Annotated in this window: 21 protein-coding genes; 10 read left to right on the plus strand and 11 right to left on the minus strand. The window is 50.5% G+C overall.

Annotated features, from left to right (window positions below; all coding sequences use genetic code 11):
- Positions 1–9 precede the first annotated feature (9 nt).
- Complete coding sequence (locus RIF25_RS05200) at positions 10–1,068, plus strand: glycosyltransferase family 4 protein (RefSeq protein ID WP_322877485.1); 1,059 nt, start codon at positions 10–12, stop codon at positions 1,066–1,068.
- On the opposite strand, the gene RIF25_RS05205 is transcribed toward RIF25_RS05200, so the two are convergent.
- The 3 genes from RIF25_RS05205 to RIF25_RS05215 are packed head-to-tail and all read right to left on the minus strand — an operon-like array spanning position 1,057 to position 2,672.
- Positions 1,057–2,127 (minus strand): DUF3326 domain-containing protein, encoded by a 1,071-nt coding sequence (locus RIF25_RS05205; RefSeq protein ID WP_322877486.1) that lies wholly within the window; start codon positions 2,125–2,127, stop codon positions 1,057–1,059. The two genes, RIF25_RS05200 and RIF25_RS05205, sit on opposite strands and share 12 nt — an antisense overlap.
- On the minus strand, positions 2,112–2,315 hold the full coding sequence (locus RIF25_RS05210) for a hypothetical protein (RefSeq protein ID WP_322877487.1): 204 nt from the start codon (positions 2,313–2,315) through the stop codon (positions 2,112–2,114). Before RIF25_RS05210 ends, RIF25_RS05205 begins: the two co-directional genes overlap by 16 nt.
- A 24-nt stretch (positions 2,316–2,339) precedes the next feature.
- Complete coding sequence (locus RIF25_RS05215) at positions 2,340–2,672, minus strand: 2Fe-2S iron-sulfur cluster-binding protein (RefSeq protein WP_322877488.1); 333 nt, start codon at positions 2,670–2,672, stop codon at positions 2,340–2,342.
- A 30-nt stretch (positions 2,673–2,702) separates the two neighbouring features.
- Here RIF25_RS05215 and RIF25_RS05220 point away from each other — a divergent pair, with 30 nt between their 5' ends.
- From RIF25_RS05220 to RIF25_RS05240, 5 genes are all read left to right on the plus strand, one after another.
- Complete coding sequence (locus RIF25_RS05220; RefSeq protein WP_322877489.1) at positions 2,703–2,840, plus strand: hypothetical protein; 138 nt, start codon at positions 2,703–2,705, stop codon at positions 2,838–2,840.
- A gap of 174 nt (positions 2,841–3,014) precedes the next feature.
- Complete coding sequence (locus tag RIF25_RS05225) at positions 3,015–3,521, plus strand: hypothetical protein (RefSeq protein WP_322877490.1); 507 nt, start codon at positions 3,015–3,017, stop codon at positions 3,519–3,521.
- A 12-nt stretch (positions 3,522–3,533) separates the two neighbouring features.
- A complete protein-coding gene (locus RIF25_RS05230) occupies positions 3,534–4,286 on the plus strand; it encodes a Uma2 family endonuclease (RefSeq protein WP_322877491.1) in 753 nt (250 codons plus the stop codon).
- Positions 4,287–4,348: 62 nt separating this feature from the next.
- On the plus strand, positions 4,349–5,236 hold the full coding sequence (locus RIF25_RS05235) for a hypothetical protein (RefSeq protein WP_322877492.1): 888 nt from the start codon (positions 4,349–4,351) through the stop codon (positions 5,234–5,236).
- 313 nt (positions 5,237–5,549) lie between these two features.
- Entirely contained in the window at positions 5,550–6,794 is a 1,245-nt protein-coding gene (locus RIF25_RS05240) for a cation:proton antiporter (protein ID WP_322877493.1), read from the plus strand.
- A 20-nt stretch (positions 6,795–6,814) separates the two neighbouring features.
- Here RIF25_RS05240 and RIF25_RS05245 read toward each other — a convergent pair whose 3' ends face one another.
- The 3 genes from RIF25_RS05245 to RIF25_RS05255 all read right to left on the minus strand — a co-directional run bounded on the left by RIF25_RS05245 (position 6,815) and on the right by RIF25_RS05255 (position 8,235).
- Entirely contained in the window at positions 6,815–7,021 is a 207-nt protein-coding gene (locus RIF25_RS05245; protein ID WP_322877494.1) for a hypothetical protein, read from the minus strand.
- A gap of 205 nt (positions 7,022–7,226) precedes the next feature.
- Positions 7,227–7,553, minus strand: a complete 327-nt coding sequence (locus RIF25_RS05250; RefSeq protein ID WP_322877495.1) for an STAS domain-containing protein — start codon at positions 7,551–7,553, stop codon at positions 7,227–7,229.
- A 106-nt stretch (positions 7,554–7,659) separates the two neighbouring features.
- The gene (locus RIF25_RS05255) at positions 7,660–8,235 is read right to left on the minus strand and encodes a YdeI/OmpD-associated family protein (protein ID WP_322877496.1); all 576 of its coding nucleotides are present in this window, start codon (positions 8,233–8,235) and stop codon (positions 7,660–7,662) included.
- A 215-nt stretch (positions 8,236–8,450) separates the two neighbouring features.
- Here RIF25_RS05255 and RIF25_RS05260 point away from each other — a divergent pair, with 215 nt between their 5' ends.
- A complete protein-coding gene (locus RIF25_RS05260) occupies positions 8,451–9,314 on the plus strand; it encodes a phosphatidate cytidylyltransferase (protein ID WP_322877497.1) in 864 nt (287 codons plus the stop codon).
- A 152-nt stretch (positions 9,315–9,466) separates the two neighbouring features.
- A complete protein-coding gene (locus RIF25_RS05265) occupies positions 9,467–10,441 on the plus strand; it encodes a J domain-containing protein (RefSeq protein WP_322877498.1) in 975 nt (324 codons plus the stop codon).
- A gap of 13 nt (positions 10,442–10,454) precedes the next feature.
- Here the strand turns inward: RIF25_RS05265 and ilvD are convergent, their stop codons facing one another.
- Positions 10,455–12,140: a dihydroxy-acid dehydratase gene (gene ilvD / locus RIF25_RS05270; protein ID WP_322877499.1), complete on the minus strand. Its 1,686-nt coding sequence runs from the start codon at positions 12,138–12,140 to the stop codon at positions 10,455–10,457.
- A 177-nt stretch (positions 12,141–12,317) separates the two neighbouring features.
- Here ilvD and RIF25_RS05275 point away from each other — a divergent pair, with 177 nt between their 5' ends.
- Both RIF25_RS05275 and RIF25_RS05280 read left to right on the plus strand, forming a co-directional pair.
- Entirely contained in the window at positions 12,318–12,746 is a 429-nt protein-coding gene (locus tag RIF25_RS05275) for a DUF29 domain-containing protein (RefSeq protein WP_322877500.1), read from the plus strand.
- A gap of 153 nt (positions 12,747–12,899) precedes the next feature.
- Positions 12,900–13,145: a 2Fe-2S iron-sulfur cluster binding domain-containing protein gene (locus RIF25_RS05280; protein WP_322877501.1), complete on the plus strand. Its 246-nt coding sequence runs from the start codon at positions 12,900–12,902 to the stop codon at positions 13,143–13,145.
- A 4-nt stretch (positions 13,146–13,149) separates the two neighbouring features.
- Here RIF25_RS05280 and RIF25_RS05285 read toward each other — a convergent pair whose 3' ends face one another.
- From RIF25_RS05285 to RIF25_RS05300, 4 genes are all read right to left on the minus strand, one after another.
- On the minus strand, positions 13,150–13,788 hold the full coding sequence (locus RIF25_RS05285) for a response regulator transcription factor (RefSeq protein WP_322877502.1): 639 nt from the start codon (positions 13,786–13,788) through the stop codon (positions 13,150–13,152).
- Between the two features lie 34 nt (positions 13,789–13,822).
- Positions 13,823–14,173 carry a YbaB/EbfC family nucleoid-associated protein gene (locus RIF25_RS05290; protein WP_322877503.1) on the minus strand — a complete coding sequence of 117 codons (351 nt, stop codon included), beginning with the start codon at positions 14,171–14,173 and terminating at the stop codon, positions 13,823–13,825.
- A 70-nt stretch (positions 14,174–14,243) separates the two neighbouring features.
- A complete protein-coding gene (locus RIF25_RS05295; RefSeq protein WP_322877504.1) occupies positions 14,244–14,843 on the minus strand; it encodes a D-glycero-alpha-D-manno-heptose-1,7-bisphosphate 7-phosphatase in 600 nt (199 codons plus the stop codon).
- Entirely contained in the window at positions 14,836–15,813 is a 978-nt protein-coding gene (locus RIF25_RS05300; protein WP_322877505.1) for a glycosyltransferase family 9 protein, read from the minus strand. The genes RIF25_RS05295 and RIF25_RS05300 overlap by 8 nt, the downstream gene beginning before the upstream one ends.
- Positions 15,814–15,944: the final 131 nt, after the last annotated feature.

Consider the following 15,944-nt stretch of genomic DNA (forward strand, 5'->3'; position numbering starts at 1 on the left):
GAGGTGAGCGTGAAACTTTTATTCCTCTCCACATCGGTTGGCCCCCTCGGTTCTGGCTTAGGGGGTGGAGTTGAATTAACCCTGCTAAATATTGCCCAGGCCCTCGTCACCCTTGGCCACCAGATTACAGTTGTTGCTCCCCAAGGTTCAAAACTGCCCTTACCCGTGGAGATGGTTGAAATTTCCGGCGCATTACAAGTCCCAGCCCAAACCCAAACCCGTGACCAGCCCATTGAGATGCCACCCAACCCGGTTTTAGGGCGGATGTGGGATTATGCCCGCCAAGTCCAGGCCAGGTATGACATTTTGGTGAATTTTGCCTATGACTGGTTGCCGTTTTATCTGACCCCATTTTTGCAAACGCCGATGGCCCATTTAGTGAGTATGGGTTCCCTCAACGATGTCATGGATCAAATTGTGGGGGCCGTGGTTGACCAGTTTCCAGGCAGTATTGGCGTTTATACCCGCACCCAGGCCGAGACATTCCCTTTTGCGAATCAATGTGTGGCCTTGGGCAGTGGTTTAGACCTATCACTGTATGAGTTTTGTCCAGAGCCAGAGGCATCTTTATGTTGGCTAGGGCGGATTTCTCCCGAAAAGGGCCTGGAAGATGCGGTGGCAGCGGTTAATAAAACCAGAACTCCCCTCAAAATTATGGGCCAGCTCCAGGATGTTACCTACTGGGAAACCATTCAAGCCAGCTACCCCAATGCACCGATTCAATATCTCGGCTTCAAAACAACTCAAGAAATGCAGGAAATTTTGAGAAAATGTCGGGCCTTACTGGTCACCTCTCGCTGGGTTGAAGCCTTTGGCAATGTCTTAATTGAAAGCCTGGCCTGTGGAGTTCCCGTAATTGCTTATGCCCGTGGCGGCCCGACCGAAATTATTCAGGATGGTCAAACAGGCTGGCTGGTGAGACCGGATTCAGTCCCTGGGTTAATTGCGGGCATCCAAAAACTCGATCAAATCAGTCGCCAGGCCTGTCGAGACCAAGTAGAGCAGGATTATGCCTTGCCAGTCTATGGAGCCAGAGTCGAGCAGTGGTTAAAGAACCTACTCCTTTGAGAGTTCCTGTAATCGCCCCATCCTTGGCCATAACCGTGACACCGCGACCCCCGCTTTCATGGCCGCTAAGACCCCAATGGCTTCTGCATAGGATTGAACTGCTAGAGCCTTAATCCCCAGGCCCTCAGCGGTCACATTTAAGGTTGTTGGATTGTCTACAACGGTAATGATTTGAGCTTGGGTCTGGCTCAAGGCTAATAAGCCTGGCCCTCCACAGGCCCCGGCTGGACTAATGACTACATCCACACATTGCCGATCAATTACATCCGGCCGATCGTGGAAAACCTGAGGATCGAGAGAGACAAATTGGGGAGCTTGGCTCAGACCCACTAAGACCGAGGGCAAAAACGTATAGCCCAGTTCTTCCGCTGCGGCCTGGGGACTAAGAGTGGCATCTAGGGGCAGGGGCATCAGGGCAGGGGCATGGGCGGCGGGAATTTGAAACTCCCTGACCACTAAGTGGCTAATGATGGCTTCGGCTCCAGCTAAGGGATCCACCCCCTGACCTTGGCGGTAAGCACTGAGGGCCTGGGCATCAATTTGGTCGGGAAAGCGGGCCACAATGGCAATGGCCTGGGCCTGGGCAGTCTCAATTAATTTGGCGGCGGCCCTGAGTAAACTATCAGGATGTTTTAAGGTTCCCCAAGTTGCCCCAGATGGTGAAGTCCGCAATTCCACCCCCAAGGGCTGATCCGTGATCACATAGTCCGTGAGCTTGAGTCCCAAGGTTGCCCGACAAGCCTCGGCCGCTTGTAAATGTCGCAATCGTAAGTCTGGTTCAATGGCCTGGTCAAACAAGAGGCCAATCCGATTTGCACTCACCCGCTTTAAACCCCAGGCCCCGGCCGCAAATTGATCCAGGCCATAGCCTTCCACATAGGCCACATTCGGCATTGACCAATAGAGTTGGGCCCCATTCAACACATTTGGATGAGTAATAATTTGGTCACAGACTTGCCCCAAGGCCCGGACTACAGGAATGGCATCTCCAGCATACCCACCCATGGCCGCCCCAATTCCCGTCGGAATGATTAAAACCGTAGTTAACGCGCCGGGCATAAACGGTCAGCACTAATCTCAATCGGAGTCACTACGGCCTCAACACGAATCATCCCCAGCTCTGGGAGTTCCGTAATGGCCCAACGCAGCGGCATCCCCACTTTTATCAGTTCTTCGGTAATTAGAGAAATTAACTGGCCGGGATCAGGAGGCTGGAGCAATTCTAGGGTGATAAATTGTGTTGTCATTAATCCATCATCCGCAGAGAAGACCTAACTGGTCTGTTGAAACTGTCCAAACTGGAGATCATAGACCTCATCTTCTTTTTCGCTAATGATTTTCAAGTCCGACTTGGGTTTGGCTACACAGAGCAAAACGTAGCCCTTTTCTCGCAGTTCGGGACTCAAGCCCATGGCATCCCCATGATCCACTTCACCCAAGACAACCAGGGCCGAGCAGGTTGTACAAACTCCAGAGTTACAGGCACTCGGTAAGGTATCCATCCCAGCAGCATAGGCCGCCCGCAAAATCTGCTTATCTTCAGAGACGCTCAGGGTGTAGGTTTGCCCTTGATGTTCAATTTCAACGGTGTAACTTTGGCTCATGGGGAGTGCTTCGGCAGGTAAAAATTGTCAATGACTTTAATTATCTCCCAAATCTTGCGCTTACATCACCGGAAATATCTCCAGCAGTTGCTTGGTCAATGGCAGACCCTCACTTTCCTGCAAATCACCTCTAGCCCCAGATCGGTATCGTCACCCGTGGCAGAATAGATCCAACTCCTGGGTTTGCACTTGATGATTCTTGGGGGAATACCGGACTACCCATAGTTCAGCGGCAAAAATATTAGACTAGCCCCTTGCTGGGATTTGCCTTTAATCTTTCCCCGTTGTGCAGAAATGGTTGGGTGGTGCAACAGTCTGTGATCTTTTCAGGGAGGCTTGTTTGTGAATCGTCTCTATCGAATTGCGGTTAGCGTTTGTTTAGTGGGCTTACTGCTAATTACGGGCTGTACCCAGGCCCCGCCCTCCCCCTTTGAGCAGGCCCAAATTGAAAGCACCCAACGCACCGCCACCCCCGCAGTTGCCGAAGATGCCACCCAAGGGAGTGAATTTAACAAGTTCTTCCCCAGCCCTGAACCCGGCTATGAGCGAGTCTATACCCAAGAGAAAAAGGGATTTGCCGAAGCCAAACTCATTAAAGACGGCCAGGATTTGGCCATGCTAGCCATTTTCGACACCACCAGCCTCCCCAGTGCCGCGGCTAAGTTTCAGAACAGTCCGAATCAAGTTGCGGGCTATCCGGCCGTCGAAATTGGCACGACCCAAAGCGCAATTTTGGTAGCGGATCGGTATCAAGTCAAGGTGCTTTCTCGGGATCCCAGTTTCACCGCCGCCGACCGCCAGGCCTGGATTGCTAAGTTTAACCTCGAGGGCCTGGCCCAACTACCTTAAAGGTGACTGCTGATGTTGCTCTATGATCCCCAGACCCAAGCCCTGCCCACAGCGGAAGACCTACCCTGTTCGGATGACACCCCGGTGGATAATGAATGGCAAAATCTGATCCCCAATCTTTTATTGGAACTCTTATCGCGATATTGGGCAGAGCGGCCAGACTGGTTCTTTGGGGTAGATATGGGGGTTTATTACGATCCTCACCGGCCAGCCGTCGTCCCTGATGGGTTCTTGAGCTTAGGTGTGCTGCGCTTTCGGAATGGAGCCGGGCGTTTAAGCTATGTCCTTTGGGAAGAGGAGAACGTGATCCCGATCTTGGCCTTGGAAGTTATCTCTAAAACCTATGGAAAGGAATATGAAGCCAAACGGGATCTCTACGCTGATTTAGGTATTCGTTACTACGCCATTTATCGCCCCATGCCCAACTATCGGCCCAAACGGCAACCCTTGGAAGTGTATCGTTTAGAAAACGGTGCATATATCCCCATGGTGGGAGAGCGGATTTGGTTCCCCGAAATTGGCCTGGCATTAGGTCGGGAGATTAACAGCTTTTGTGGCTACACTCGGGAATGGCTCTGCTGGTACACCCAGGCCGGGGAGCGGTTAATTAGTTCCGCAGAAGCCTACCAACAATCCCAGCAGGAACTCCAGGACACTCAAGAGGAACTCCAGGAAACAGCGATCAAACTTCACCAGGCCAAGCAGGAGTCCGCCCGATTAGCCGCCAAATTACGGGAGTTAGGCATTGACCCCAGCCAGCTATGACAAGGAAACCCGAGGGATTGAGGTCAGCCCCCATCAACTAATATTTCAGCGAGGACTTTAGCGTGAGTGATTCAATTTTTAAGATTGTTGATCAACTGCCCACAGGCGGGGTGACAGTCATGGCTTTGAAGGCCCTGGATTTTGTTATCCCTGGTCAATGGAATAATTTAGTGGGGTTTGAAAATACCATTCGGGAAGTGACGGGGGAAACCGACCCAGGCCTGGTGCAGCAAATTGGCGAGCGGGCTGTTTATCTATTTAATGACAAATCCCAAGGCTATCAACGGGCCCTCTGGCTCTATCAAACGGTGGACAATACGGATTCTCTCCTCGGAGCCGCGGCCTTGGCCAATAAAGTTGGGGAAAAAATCTCATTTCTGGGATTTCTCGATAAGCTCACCCCCAAACCGGAAAAAGCCCAGTCCTTAGATTTGACCATTAAACTGGTGGTCGAAGTTGTTGCCTTTTGCCAAATCAATGGGATTCCGGGGGACAGTATTAGCGACTTTTTACGGGCCTTGGCCGACTACGGCGGTGAATCCCTAATGCGGATGGCAGCCTTAGTTTGTTTTGATGGCCTGATCCCCCTTGGCCCAGATTTTATTTTGAAGTCCTTGGATGTCTTAAGAAATCTTCAACCCAAAGAACTGACGGAAAATCCCACCTTCAAAGCCGTTTCTAAGTTCATTCCTGGCCATGGCCCCGTTGAACAACTCGGTTTTGTTTCCCAAAGCTTTAGCTCAGTCCAGGGCTGGATGGGGGATTTTATCGCCTCCCGAGACTTAACGCCCGAAAAAGTGGTTAATAGCCTCCAACGCTCCGTGGAATTGTCTAAGGATAACTTGGATGTTTTAGGTGCCTTTTTAGACATGAGTACCAACTACTACTATCACACCGGAGTTCAAACCCTGGCCCGGCGGCTCATTGAACGGGCCGTCGCCGAAATCTAGCCACAGGTTCGGCAATGATGCTTCTGATGCTGGACTGCATGGGTCTCGTCTTGAGCGTCGCAGCAAAGCCTTGCTGGTGGGTAAACATCGTCACCCGGAACAGTTTCACTTTCTTGTCTTTAGAAACCCCCCGGATTTTGATAAGCTGCCTGTGAGCTAAGGCTTGAGAATCCCACTCTAGATTACCCAGCTGAATATAGGGATGCCTCCGCTGACGGTCATCGACGCGGCGGTTATATTTAGCGGGCAGTAGTCAACTTCCAATCCATTGATTTCCCCAAAGCGGGAATGCTCTATCACCAGGCCTGTCTTGATGGAAACCCAAACCCTACTCTTAATTTTGGTTGATATTTGTCTGATCATTGGCCTGGCCAGGCTCGTGGGTAATCTATTTACGCGGATCAATCAGCCACCTGTGATGGGAGAAATCGTGGCGGGGATTATGCTGGGGCCGTCTCTATTGGGTTGGCTGGCTCCCCATACCGAGGCCATCCTGTTTCCGAAGGATGTCATGCCCTCCATTTATTTACTTTCACAGATTGGTCTGATTTTCTTCATGTTTTTGGTCGGGCTAGAGGTGAGTCCAGAAAATATGCGGGGACGGCTACGGGTGGCAATGGCGACATCCAGCATCAGTATTTTAGTTCCCTTTACCTTGGGAGTGAGTTTAGCCTTGACCCTGTTGCAGCCTTTACGGACTAACCCTGAGATTTCCAATTTGGCCTTTGCCCTTTTTTTGGGGGCGGCGATGTCGGTGACGGCCTTTCCCGTTTTGGCTCGGATTATTCAAGAAAAAAATCTCCAGAAAACTCCATTAGGATTATTGGCCCTCACCTGTGCCTCTGTAGATGACATCACAGCCTGGTGTTTATTGGCGATGGCGATTATTGCGACCCGTTCCAATGATATTTTCTCGGCCTGGCCAACCTTGGTGGGGATTAGCCTCTTTACGATGTTGATGATGACAGTGGGGCGGCGATGGATTGAACAACAAATGCGGGCCTGGGCGCAACGGGGCCCCTTAACCCTCAGTCAACAAACCATCATTTATATTTTCTTAATCCTCAGCGCAATTGGGACTCAGTTACTCAACATTGATGTCATTTTCGGTGGATTTATTATGGGGGTCATTATGCCCAAGAATTTGGCCAGTACAGTCTATCTCCGAGAGCGAATTCAAGATTTTGTCACTATTTTCCTTTTGCCCTTATTTTTTGCCTATAGTGGCATTAACACCCAAATTGGCCTGGTGAATACACCGACTCTTTGGGGTTTAACTATCCTGATCCTCTTAGCCGCAGTGTTAGGGAAGTTTGGGGGGACTTACTGGGTCTCGCGTTGGACAGGCTTACCGGCTGGGGAGGCTGCGGCCTTGGGGCTGTTGATGAATACACGGGGGTTAACAGAATTAATTATTCTCAATGTGGGCTTGAGTTTGAAGGTTATTTCTCCAGTCTTATTTACAATGCTGGTGATCATGGCCCTAGTGACCACGTTTATTGCCTCTCCGCTGATGGATCGGGTGTACCCAGGCCCCCTGAGTGACCCCAGCAGTTAGGTAGATTCAAAAAATTAATTTTAGAAATTCAAAAGTTTACCAGCAATCCACCCCAACGCCAGGCCAATCATTAGGGCCCAAACTTGACCCGAGTCAACAAAATTATTCCAAGACTTAGCAAAGTCGCTGCCGAGGGTATCCTTAAATTGTTGGGCAACAATAATTTGCTGCTGATGGAGTTCAATTTTAGCAACGAGGGGTAAATAGGGAGAAGTTGGGGCAACCATAGGTAAACAGAATCCTGAAAGAAGGGTGGTGATTGAGTCTTGTTAATCTTAACCTGTGCCTTGGAATCTGACTGTGGCTCTCCAGCAGAATATTTAGTGTAAGTTTCTCATCTGGTTGAGGGGGAGCGGTAGAAGTTTAGCGCGCACAAGGGTCAGGAGGGAAGGGGTTTTCGGTTGGGCCAAGTCCAGGCCAGTCTAGACTTAACTATAAGGTTGGGCGAATTGTGGTTTCAAATTCGGCTTGATCCTTGAGGATGCGAAAGACTTTATCCATACTGGTTAATTCAAAGAGCATTTTTACCTGTTCTGTCACACCACAGAGAAACAATTGTCCATTGGTTGTCCGGAGGTTTTTTAACGCCACTACCAATGCCCCCAGGCCAGAACTGTCCATAAACGTAATCTCTTGGCAGTCAATTAAGACCACAGTGACCCCAGCCTGGACTAAATCTACAATTTCCTGGCGAAAGGCTGTTGCTTGGGGGCCACCAAAAACACCAGTGGGCTGAATAATTTTGATCGGGGTACTCATGAGCTAGATTTACAGGGGGGATCCAACCCAATCAGTATAGCGGCAAAATACGGGGCCAGTGGGTCTAGGCAGATTGTGACACGCTCAGGAATCATCAGGATTTAACTCAGGGGTTTTGATTGAGAGCCATAGCATTAACCGTTTGGACAATTCGTTTCTGTCTAGTTTCGGCCCGCTTGGCACTATCGATCCAAAAGAGAATGTTTTTCTTGGCTGAGTTACTTAGGGCTTGAAAATTCTGGTTAGTCAGCGCATTGGTGGCCAAGGCCTGCTGCAAATCTGCGGGGACAATCAAGGCCTCAATCTGATCAAGGCTTGTCCATGAACCATCTTCTTTGGCCCGGTTGATCATCTCCAGTCCAGCTTGTGTCATTAGCCCTTGCTCAATCAGGTCTTGGACATAGGATTTATTGAGCTTTGACCAGACACTCTTGGGTTTGCGGGGGGTAAAAACCTGCTGATAACGTTCTGCATCTATTGACTTGACCTTGCTATCAATCCAACCAAAGCAGAGGGCTTCTTGAACGGCCTCACTGTATTGAATACTGGGCTGCTGACTCCTGACTTTGTAATACAGAAGCCAAATTCCTGCTGATGCCCGGTGATTCATCTTCAGCCACTCCCGCCAGGCCTGGCGATTGGGGGCATAAAACGTCTTAAGTGTGTCATCAAACTTTGACATGAGCGGAACCGTATCCAGGCCTGTTGTTGAGAGGCAAAGTTGCTGATTTTAATCCTAAATGTTCAACCCTCCCTCTGGTGGCTAAAGGGGGCTTGACCGTGGATTTTAAGGAAGTCAGCAAATAAGCTATTCTAGAAAATATTACTGCGATTGGCCGACATCACGGTGCTACCCCTAGGAAATGTGGGTTCAACTGGGCCTAGGAGTGGAAGTGTATGCCTTGGGTTCGGATTACTAGTGCAGTGGTGGCCATCGTTGTGGCCTTAGGATTTACCTTGCTGGGGGGCTGGTACTTTACCCTCGGCCTGGGAGCATTAGTTTATCTGGGGCAATTAGAGTATTTCGAGCTGGCCCGCGCTAAAGGCATTGTCCCCGCCACCAAAACCACCCTTGTCGTCAGTCAATTATTTTTAATTACCGCCTATAAACTTCCTCTAGTCGCTGATGCCATTTTTCCCTTGGCCGGGACGATTATTTGCTTTTATTTGTTGTTTGAACCGAAGCTGGCCTCGATTGCTGATATTTCCACATCCATTATGGGGTTATTCTATGGCGGCTACTTACCGAGTTATCTAGTCCGGATTCGCCAACTCGGTGTGCCAGAGTCAACATTTCCCTTGGGCGGGTATTGGCCCACTTCTTGGCAGCCGACAGATTTACCCCCAGGCCTGGCCATTACCCTTTTGGCCTTTGCCTGTATTTGGGCGGCGGATATTGGAGCCTATGTGATGGGAAAGTGGATTGGGAAAACCCCCTTGTCAGCAATTAGTCCGAAAAAAACGGTCGAAGGGGCAGTGTTTGGGATTTTGGGCAGTATTGGGATGGGCTTGGGGGGAGCTTGGGTTTTAGCGTGGCCCAGTTGGATGATTGCTGGCACCGGCCTGGGGGTGATGATTGGGATTACTAGCTTGCTGGGGGACTTAACGGAATCCATGATGAAACGGGATGCGGGGGTCAAAGATTCAGGGGATTTAATTCCCGGCCACGGGGGTATTTTAGATCGGGCTGACAGTTATGTGTTCACCGCTCCCTTAGTGTATTATCTGATTACCCTCGGACTGCCCCTATTACCCCAATGATTCTCCGAGTTTGCCGCTGATGCTGCCTGAGCCGTCAATGATTCGGTTATCTGGACAACCTGAATATTCCGTCCAGTAATTGGAAAACTTATCATACATTGTAGGTAGGAGAATTCTAAAACTTAATACTCTCTGGTTAGGGCAGAATTGCGATGGCAGCAACAGATTTTAAGGACTACTATCAAATTTTGGGAGTCACTAAGACCGCATCCGATGCTGAAATTCGCCAGGCCTTTCGCCGTCTTGCCCGCCAGTATCACCCTGACTTAAATCCTGGGGATAAAGCCGCTGAAGCCAAGTTCAAAGAAATCAACGAAGCCCACGAAATTCTTTCAGATAAAGAAAAACGCCAAAAGTACGATCAATTTGGTCGCTATTGGCAGCAGCCTGGAGTTGGCGGGCCTGGACCAGGAGTCAATGTTGACTTTAATAATATGGACTTTGACTTTGGTCGCTATAACAATTTTGATGAATTTATTAATGAACTCCTCGGCCGCTTTGGCGGATATGCAGGGGCAACGGGGGGTGGAACAGGACAAACCTATACCTATGGAGAAGGCTTTCCAGGCCCTGGGGTTGGTTCTCCGGTGGGGGCGGATCGGGAAGCTGAGATTCAATTAACCTTCTCAGAAGCGCTAAAGGGCTGTGAAAAACGGCTGCAAGTGGGGGCAGAAACCATCACAGTGCGGATTCCCGCAGGCGCGAAACCAGGCAGTAAAGTCCGCGTCAAAGGGAAGGGGCAAGCTAACCCTCTCAGTCAAATCCGAGGGGATCTATACCTACGTGTGCGAGTTACCCCCCACAGCTTTTTTAAATTTGACGGGGACAATTTAACTTGTGAATTACCCATTACCCCGGATGAAGCGGTCTTGGGTACTCAAGTTAATTTGCTGACTCCGGCTGGCTCTGTTAACTTGAATATCCCGGCTGGTGTTAGGTCTGGGCAATCCTTACGCTTACAGGGAAAAGGCTGGCCTGGGGTTAAGGGGGGCATGGGGGATCTCTTGGTCAAAATTCAAGTCATTACTCCGAAAGACCTGACAGCCGCCGAGCGAGACCTGTATCAACAACTGGCCAAACTCCGCCAGAGTCATCCCCGGACTGGCCTGGAAAATCTGAGCCTTTAGGGAAAATTACGCCTCAACTCAGGTTTAAGTCTGTGACTGCACCCACGCTACTGGAGGAGACTAGCTGGGCGTATTTGGCTAAAACCCCGCGAGTATACCGGGGCTGTGGTGGTTGCCAGGCCTGGCGGCGCTGGGCCAATTCCTGATCCGAGATATTAAGTTGCAGCAGACGTTTATGGGCATCAATGGTAATCAAGTCGCCCTCTTGCACCAGGCCAATCGTGCCGCCGACCGCCGCTTCAGGAGCCACATGGCCGACCACCATGCCATAGGTTCCCCCAGAAAACCGCCCATCGGTAATTAAGCCCACGGAATCCCCCAGGCCCGCCCCAATAATCGCCGAAGTAGGTGCCAGCATTTCCCGCATCCCCGGCCCACCCTTTGGCCCCTCATAGCGAATCACAATCACATCCCCAGGATTAATCTGGTTGGCAAGGATGGCCTCTAAACAGGCTTCTTCGGAGTTAAAAACTCGAGCTGGCCCGGTAATTTCGGGATTTTTGACCCCCGTAATTTTGGCAACGGCCCCTTCTGTAGCCAGGTTTCCCTTCAAAATTGCTAAATGCCCAGTGGCATACATGGGATTATTCCAAGGGCGGATCACATCTTGATCTGGACGGGGTTGATCCGGCACATCCTGAAGAACTTCAGCCACAGTTTGCCCGGTAATGGTGAGGCAGTCGCCGTGGAGCAGCCCATGACTCAGGAGCATTTTCATCACCTGGGGAATCCCACCCGCCTTGTGTAAATCCGTAGCCACATAACGACCCGATGGCTTCATATCGCACAGAACAGGGACGCGCTCCCGAATAGTTTCAAAATCATCTAGTACTAAAGGTACACCCGCTGAATGGGCAATGGCCAGAAAGTGCAGCACCGCATTGGTAGAGCCACCCACGGCCATGATCACGGAGATCGCGTTTTCAATGGACTTGCGGGTAATAATGTTGCGGGGCCGGAGGTTATTACGGATCGCCTCGACTAAAACTTTTCCCGCCAGTTGCGTATTCTCGGCTTTTTCGGCATCTTCAGCAGCCATGGTGGAGGAATACATCAGGCTCATGCCCATGGCTTCAAAGGCGGAGGACATGGTGTTGGCCGTAAACATCCCCCCACAGGAACCTGCCCCCGGACAAGCATTCCGTTCCACGGCAAAAAGACGAGCTTCCTCAATCCGACCGGCACTAAACTGGCCCACAGCTTCAAAGGCACTGACAACGGTTAAGTCTTCCCCCTCCAGATGGCCGGGTTTAATTGTTCCGCCATAGACAAAAATTGCCGGAATATTCATCCGGGCCATGGCAATCATCGCCCCCGGCATATTCTTATCACAGCCGCCAATGGCCAAAACCCCATCCATACTCTGGGCATTACAGGCGGTTTCAATGGAGTCGGCAATTACATCCCGCGAAACTAGGGAATATTTCATCCCTTCTGTGCCCATAGAAATGCCATCGCTGACGGTAATCGTGCCAAAAATTTGCGGCATTCCTCCCCCGGTGCGAATCCCGGCCTGGGCCTGTTCAGCCAGAGTTGCAATCCCCATATTGCAGGGTGTAATCGTACTGTAGGCACTGGCCACGCCGACAATGGGTTTATTAAAGTCCACATCTTCAAAGCCCAACGCTCGGAGCATGGCCCGATTGGGAGTCCGTTGTAGGCCTTGGGTGATGATTCGACTCCGCCAGTTGTCTGCCATAGATCTCTCCCTCGGAATTGTCACTGTTCTCAATAGATTGAGTTATCCTAATTTTCTCAGACTTTTGGCGGCTGTGGGCCTCTGTTAAGCTGTGAGTAGTTAATTAAAGATTAGGATTTTCTCGGCCCAGGCCTGGAGTCTTGTCAACAACAGCCAGTGAATCCCCAATTGCGTTCTATGAATCCGTCTCCACTCCATGAACAGGATTTCTTGCAATGGACAGAGCAGCAAATTACCTGTCTTAGTCGAGGTGATTGGGCAGGACTAGATTTATCAAACCTCATTGAGGAGTTAGAAGCCTTGGGGCGGCTGGAACAACGGGAACTAGGGAGTTATCTGCAATTGCTTTTACTTCATCTCCTGAAATGTCGGTATCAACCTGAGCGCAAAACTACAAGTTGGGAGATCACAATCACGAATTGTCGAGATAAGATCCAAGATTGCCTGGAAGATACGCCAAGTCTAGGGCGATTTTTGCAAGATTCTGATTGGTTGAACAAATACTATCAGCGGGCACGACGAGATGCAGCGAAGGAAACACAAAAACCGATGCAGAGTTTTCCTAAAGATTGTCCATTTTCAATGATTGAAATTTTAGCCCCTTAGTTCTCACTTGAACTGCTCTCAACCTTATAGTCATTTTCGCCAAAACTAGGATACTCAAAACTACTGCCTTTAACAGTCTCAAGTCCTTTTGTGTTTCATTCCTAAGGGAAATGACTATAAACTTAATCCTAAATACTAAATGAGTGATGAACGATGTCCCAGGCCACGACCATTTGCTTTTTCCCTGATGAAGTGATGATTACGGCTAAGGTGGGTGATTCTTGGCTAGAGGTGGCGCGCCAGGCCGGGATTGAGATTCCGACAGGATGTTTGCAGGGGTCTTGTGGGGCCTGTACGGTCGAGATTGAGGAATTGGGTGAAGTGAGAACCTGCATTAGTGCCATTCCCCCCGGCCAGGCTCAGTACACTGTCTATTTATTTAGGGATCCCACCTGGTAGGAGATTAGACCAGGCCCGTTCGTAACGCCACCACCGCCGCCTGCACCCGATCATCCACTGAGAGTTTATTCATAATTCCCCGCACATGGGTTTTGATCGTGTTGGGACTGAGGAATAATTTATCGGCAATTTCTGGATTACTTAGCCCCTCAACCATCAACTGCAACACATCCATTTCTCGCTGGGATAGCTGCATTCCGCTGGGACTGGCCTGGGGCGGCCGGAGATGTTGAACCACTTGACGGGCAATTTGCGGGTCTAAATAGGTAGCTCCCTCTTGGGCGGCGGTAATGGCGGTGACAAGACGATCAACAGTTGCACCTTTAATACAGTAGGCATCGGCTCCACTGGCTAAGGCGGCCACCACTTCGGTTTCTGATTGATGAGAAGTCAGGATCACCACATGGATTTGGGGAAATTCGGCCTTGATTTGGTGGGTGGCGGCAATTCCATCCAGGCCGGGCAAACCAATATCCATGACCACTAAATCCGGCTGCAAATTCCGAGCCGCTTCCACCCCCGAAAACCCATCCTCGGCCTGGGCAATAATCTCAAACTGGGGATAGGCCGTCAAAGATTGCTCCAAGCCCAACTGCATCATTGGGTCATCTTCGACAATCAAAATTCGTAACGGCCCCGCCATCCTGTCCTCCCCCAGTAGATTACCTTTGGAGGCCTCAACCGCCCAGGCCAGGGATGGATAACCCGCCCGTTAATTCCTCCATTTGTTCCCGCATCGTGGTGGTGGATTTGAGGTAGGCATCCTTCATGGCCGCAGTGACTAAATCGGAGAGAACTTCTGCCCCTTCAGACAGGAGATCTTCCTTAATTTCCACTCGTAACGGTTCTTGGGTGCCACTCATAAATACCTTGACCAGGCCCCCGGCCGCTTGGCCTTCAATTTCCATTTGCTCTAAATCTTCTTGGAGTTTTTTGGCTCCTTCTTGGACTTTCTGGGCTTTTTGGATAGCATCTGCCAATTCCCGCATTTTGCCTAAGCCGAATCCAAAGCCTTGTCCCTGCGCCATAAGGTTCCTTCCCAATCAACAAACATTAGTCACGCCTGCTATCATATCCCATCCCTAGGATCAGCCAAAATTATTCTGCCGGAGTAGTAGCTACCTGTACCAAAATCCAATCCACGGCCTGGTTTAGATCGGCGGCAATAAAATCTGGCTCCGTTTGGTGTTGATACTCCCCAGCCAGGACGCTCTGCCCGAAGCCAGTTTGGACAAGAATGCCCCGACAGCCAGCATTCCGAGCTAAATCGATATCGGTGGCTTTATCCCCGACCATAAAACTGCGCGCAATATCCAAATCATGATCCCAGGCCGCGGCCACCAGCATTCCGGTATTGGGTTTTCGCCAGGTTGTCCAGGCCGTGTAGTCGGGGTTAATCCCACCTTCAGGAGGACTGAGTTCTGGGCAGAAATACAGGGCATCTAGTTTGGCTCCTGCTTCTTCGGCCAATAAGGTTTCTAAGCGGTGATGAAGGGCCAACACATGGTCATAGTTATAATAATGGCGGGCCGGGCCCGATTGATTAGAGACAAGACAGCAAAATAACCCAGCCTGGTTTAACCGCCCCACGGCCTGGGCCACACCGGACATCAACTTTAGATCCTCAACATTAAATAAATAGCCAGCCTCTTGGTTGAGCACCCCATCCCGATCTAAAAATACGGCGGCTCTAGCCATGCAACACCTCTGTAACTTGAGACAATATCATGGCCGGAGAAATATCCCCAATTTGCTCTGTCGGGGACTTCACGGGGCGGAAATGGGGTTGGGGCGGTAAGAGTTTCCGCGGGTCAGTGGGGCCAAAGAGAGCCACTAAGGGGGTATTTAAGGCAACTCCTAAATGCATCGGACCGCTGTCGGTACAAATCATCCCAGTTGCGGTTTCAATCAGCGCGGCTAATTTGCCAAAACTGGGGGGCTGGGTTCGTTTCAGTTCCGGGATGGCGGCGGTCAATTGTTCACCCCATTCCTGATCATCCGGACCCTGCACGATCAGCACTGAGATTTCGGGATACTTTGCGTTTAGGGTATGGAGAACTTCAATCCAGGCCCCGAGGGGGTAAATCTTATTAATGCCCTTCAGCCGCGCCATTTTACTAGAGCCGCCGTGAATCAGGATGTAGGGGGATTGTACCTGTAAACGAAGCCGTTCTGACTCTCCCCAGGCCTGGTCTGCGGGGTTAACCGTAGCGAACAAAGGTGGATATTCGTTTTTAATCCCCAGGCCCTGGAGGAGATCATGATACATGGCCGCCGCATATTGATTTTTATTCAAGGTGGCCGGATGGGTCAGTAAACCCCAAGTTTTTTGATTGGCATACCCGACCCGCTTGGGAACCCCAGTTAACCAGAGCAAAACCCGCACCGCACCGCTTTCGCCCAGGGAAATAATGATGTCGTACTGCCCGCGCCGGATTTGCTGAATCAGACTCCACCAATCCCGCCAAGTTTTCTTAGCCCGAAAGGGAAACGTCAAAACCTGGTTCACGACCGCATTCACCTCATAGGCTGCTTGGGAGCGAGGTTCAACCACAACATCAATTTGGGCCTGGGGATAGTGGCCCTGCAGATCCGCCAAGGTGGGAAAGACGAGGATTTGATCCCCAATTCCCCCCGGAACCAACATAATGATCCGCTGATTGGCCATATAGCGTTACTCATTTAGGGTAAGACGAGGACAGGTCAGAAAATGCCTTATGGGCGGTCTTTTTAACATTTCTACTCTCTCAGAACAGCCTCCGCAACGCTATAGATGCGATAGAACCTTCAGAATCGAAC

Origin of the sequence: Pseudocalidococcus azoricus BACA0444, assembly GCF_031729055.1 — a bacterium.
In the GTDB taxonomy this organism is placed as follows: Bacteria; Cyanobacteriota; Cyanobacteriia; order Thermosynechococcales; family Thermosynechococcaceae; genus Pseudocalidococcus; species Pseudocalidococcus azoricus.

Bases quoted from the DNA above. Each gene is read 5' to 3' on its own strand.
- RIF25_RS05255 (WP_322877496.1), bottom strand. From the start codon at position 8,235: ATGTCAAAGTTTGATGACACACTTAAGACGTTTTATGCCCCCAATCGC.
- RIF25_RS05245 (WP_322877494.1), bottom strand. From the start codon at position 7,021: ATGGTTGCCCCAACTTCTCCCTATTTACCCCTCGTTGCTAAAATTGAA.
- RIF25_RS05230 (WP_322877491.1), top strand. From the start codon at position 3,534: ATGTTGCTCTATGATCCCCAGACCCAAGCCCTGCCCACAGCGGAAGAC.
- RIF25_RS05265 (WP_322877498.1), top strand. From the start codon at position 9,467: ATGGCAGCAACAGATTTTAAGGACTACTATCAAATTTTGGGAGTCACT.
- RIF25_RS05280 (WP_322877501.1), top strand. From the start codon at position 12,900: ATGTCCCAGGCCACGACCATTTGCTTTTTCCCTGATGAAGTGATGATT.
- RIF25_RS05260 (WP_322877497.1), top strand. From the start codon at position 8,451: ATGCCTTGGGTTCGGATTACTAGTGCAGTGGTGGCCATCGTTGTGGCC.
- RIF25_RS05275 (WP_322877500.1), top strand. From the start codon at position 12,318: ATGAATCCGTCTCCACTCCATGAACAGGATTTCTTGCAATGGACAGAG.
- ilvD (WP_322877499.1), bottom strand. From the start codon at position 12,140: ATGGCAGACAACTGGCGGAGTCGAATCATCACCCAAGGCCTACAACGG.
- RIF25_RS05290 (WP_322877503.1), bottom strand. From the start codon at position 14,173: ATGGCGCAGGGACAAGGCTTTGGATTCGGCTTAGGCAAAATGCGGGAA.
- RIF25_RS05285 (WP_322877502.1), bottom strand. From the start codon at position 13,788: ATGGCGGGGCCGTTACGAATTTTGATTGTCGAAGATGACCCAATGATG.
- RIF25_RS05220 (WP_322877489.1), top strand. From the start codon at position 2,703: ATGACTTTAATTATCTCCCAAATCTTGCGCTTACATCACCGGAAATAT.
- RIF25_RS05205 (WP_322877486.1), bottom strand. From the start codon at position 2,127: ATGCCCGGCGCGTTAACTACGGTTTTAATCATTCCGACGGGAATTGGG.
- RIF25_RS05215 (WP_322877488.1), bottom strand. From the start codon at position 2,672: ATGAGCCAAAGTTACACCGTTGAAATTGAACATCAAGGGCAAACCTAC.
- RIF25_RS05295 (WP_322877504.1), bottom strand. From the start codon at position 14,843: ATGGCTAGAGCCGCCGTATTTTTAGATCGGGATGGGGTGCTCAACCAA.
- RIF25_RS05250 (WP_322877495.1), bottom strand. From the start codon at position 7,553: ATGAGTACCCCGATCAAAATTATTCAGCCCACTGGTGTTTTTGGTGGC.
- RIF25_RS05210 (WP_322877487.1), bottom strand. From the start codon at position 2,315: ATGACAACACAATTTATCACCCTAGAATTGCTCCAGCCTCCTGATCCC.
- RIF25_RS05300 (WP_322877505.1), bottom strand. From the start codon at position 15,813: ATGGCCAATCAGCGGATCATTATGTTGGTTCCGGGGGGAATTGGGGAT.
- RIF25_RS05240 (WP_322877493.1), top strand. From the start codon at position 5,550: ATGGAAACCCAAACCCTACTCTTAATTTTGGTTGATATTTGTCTGATC.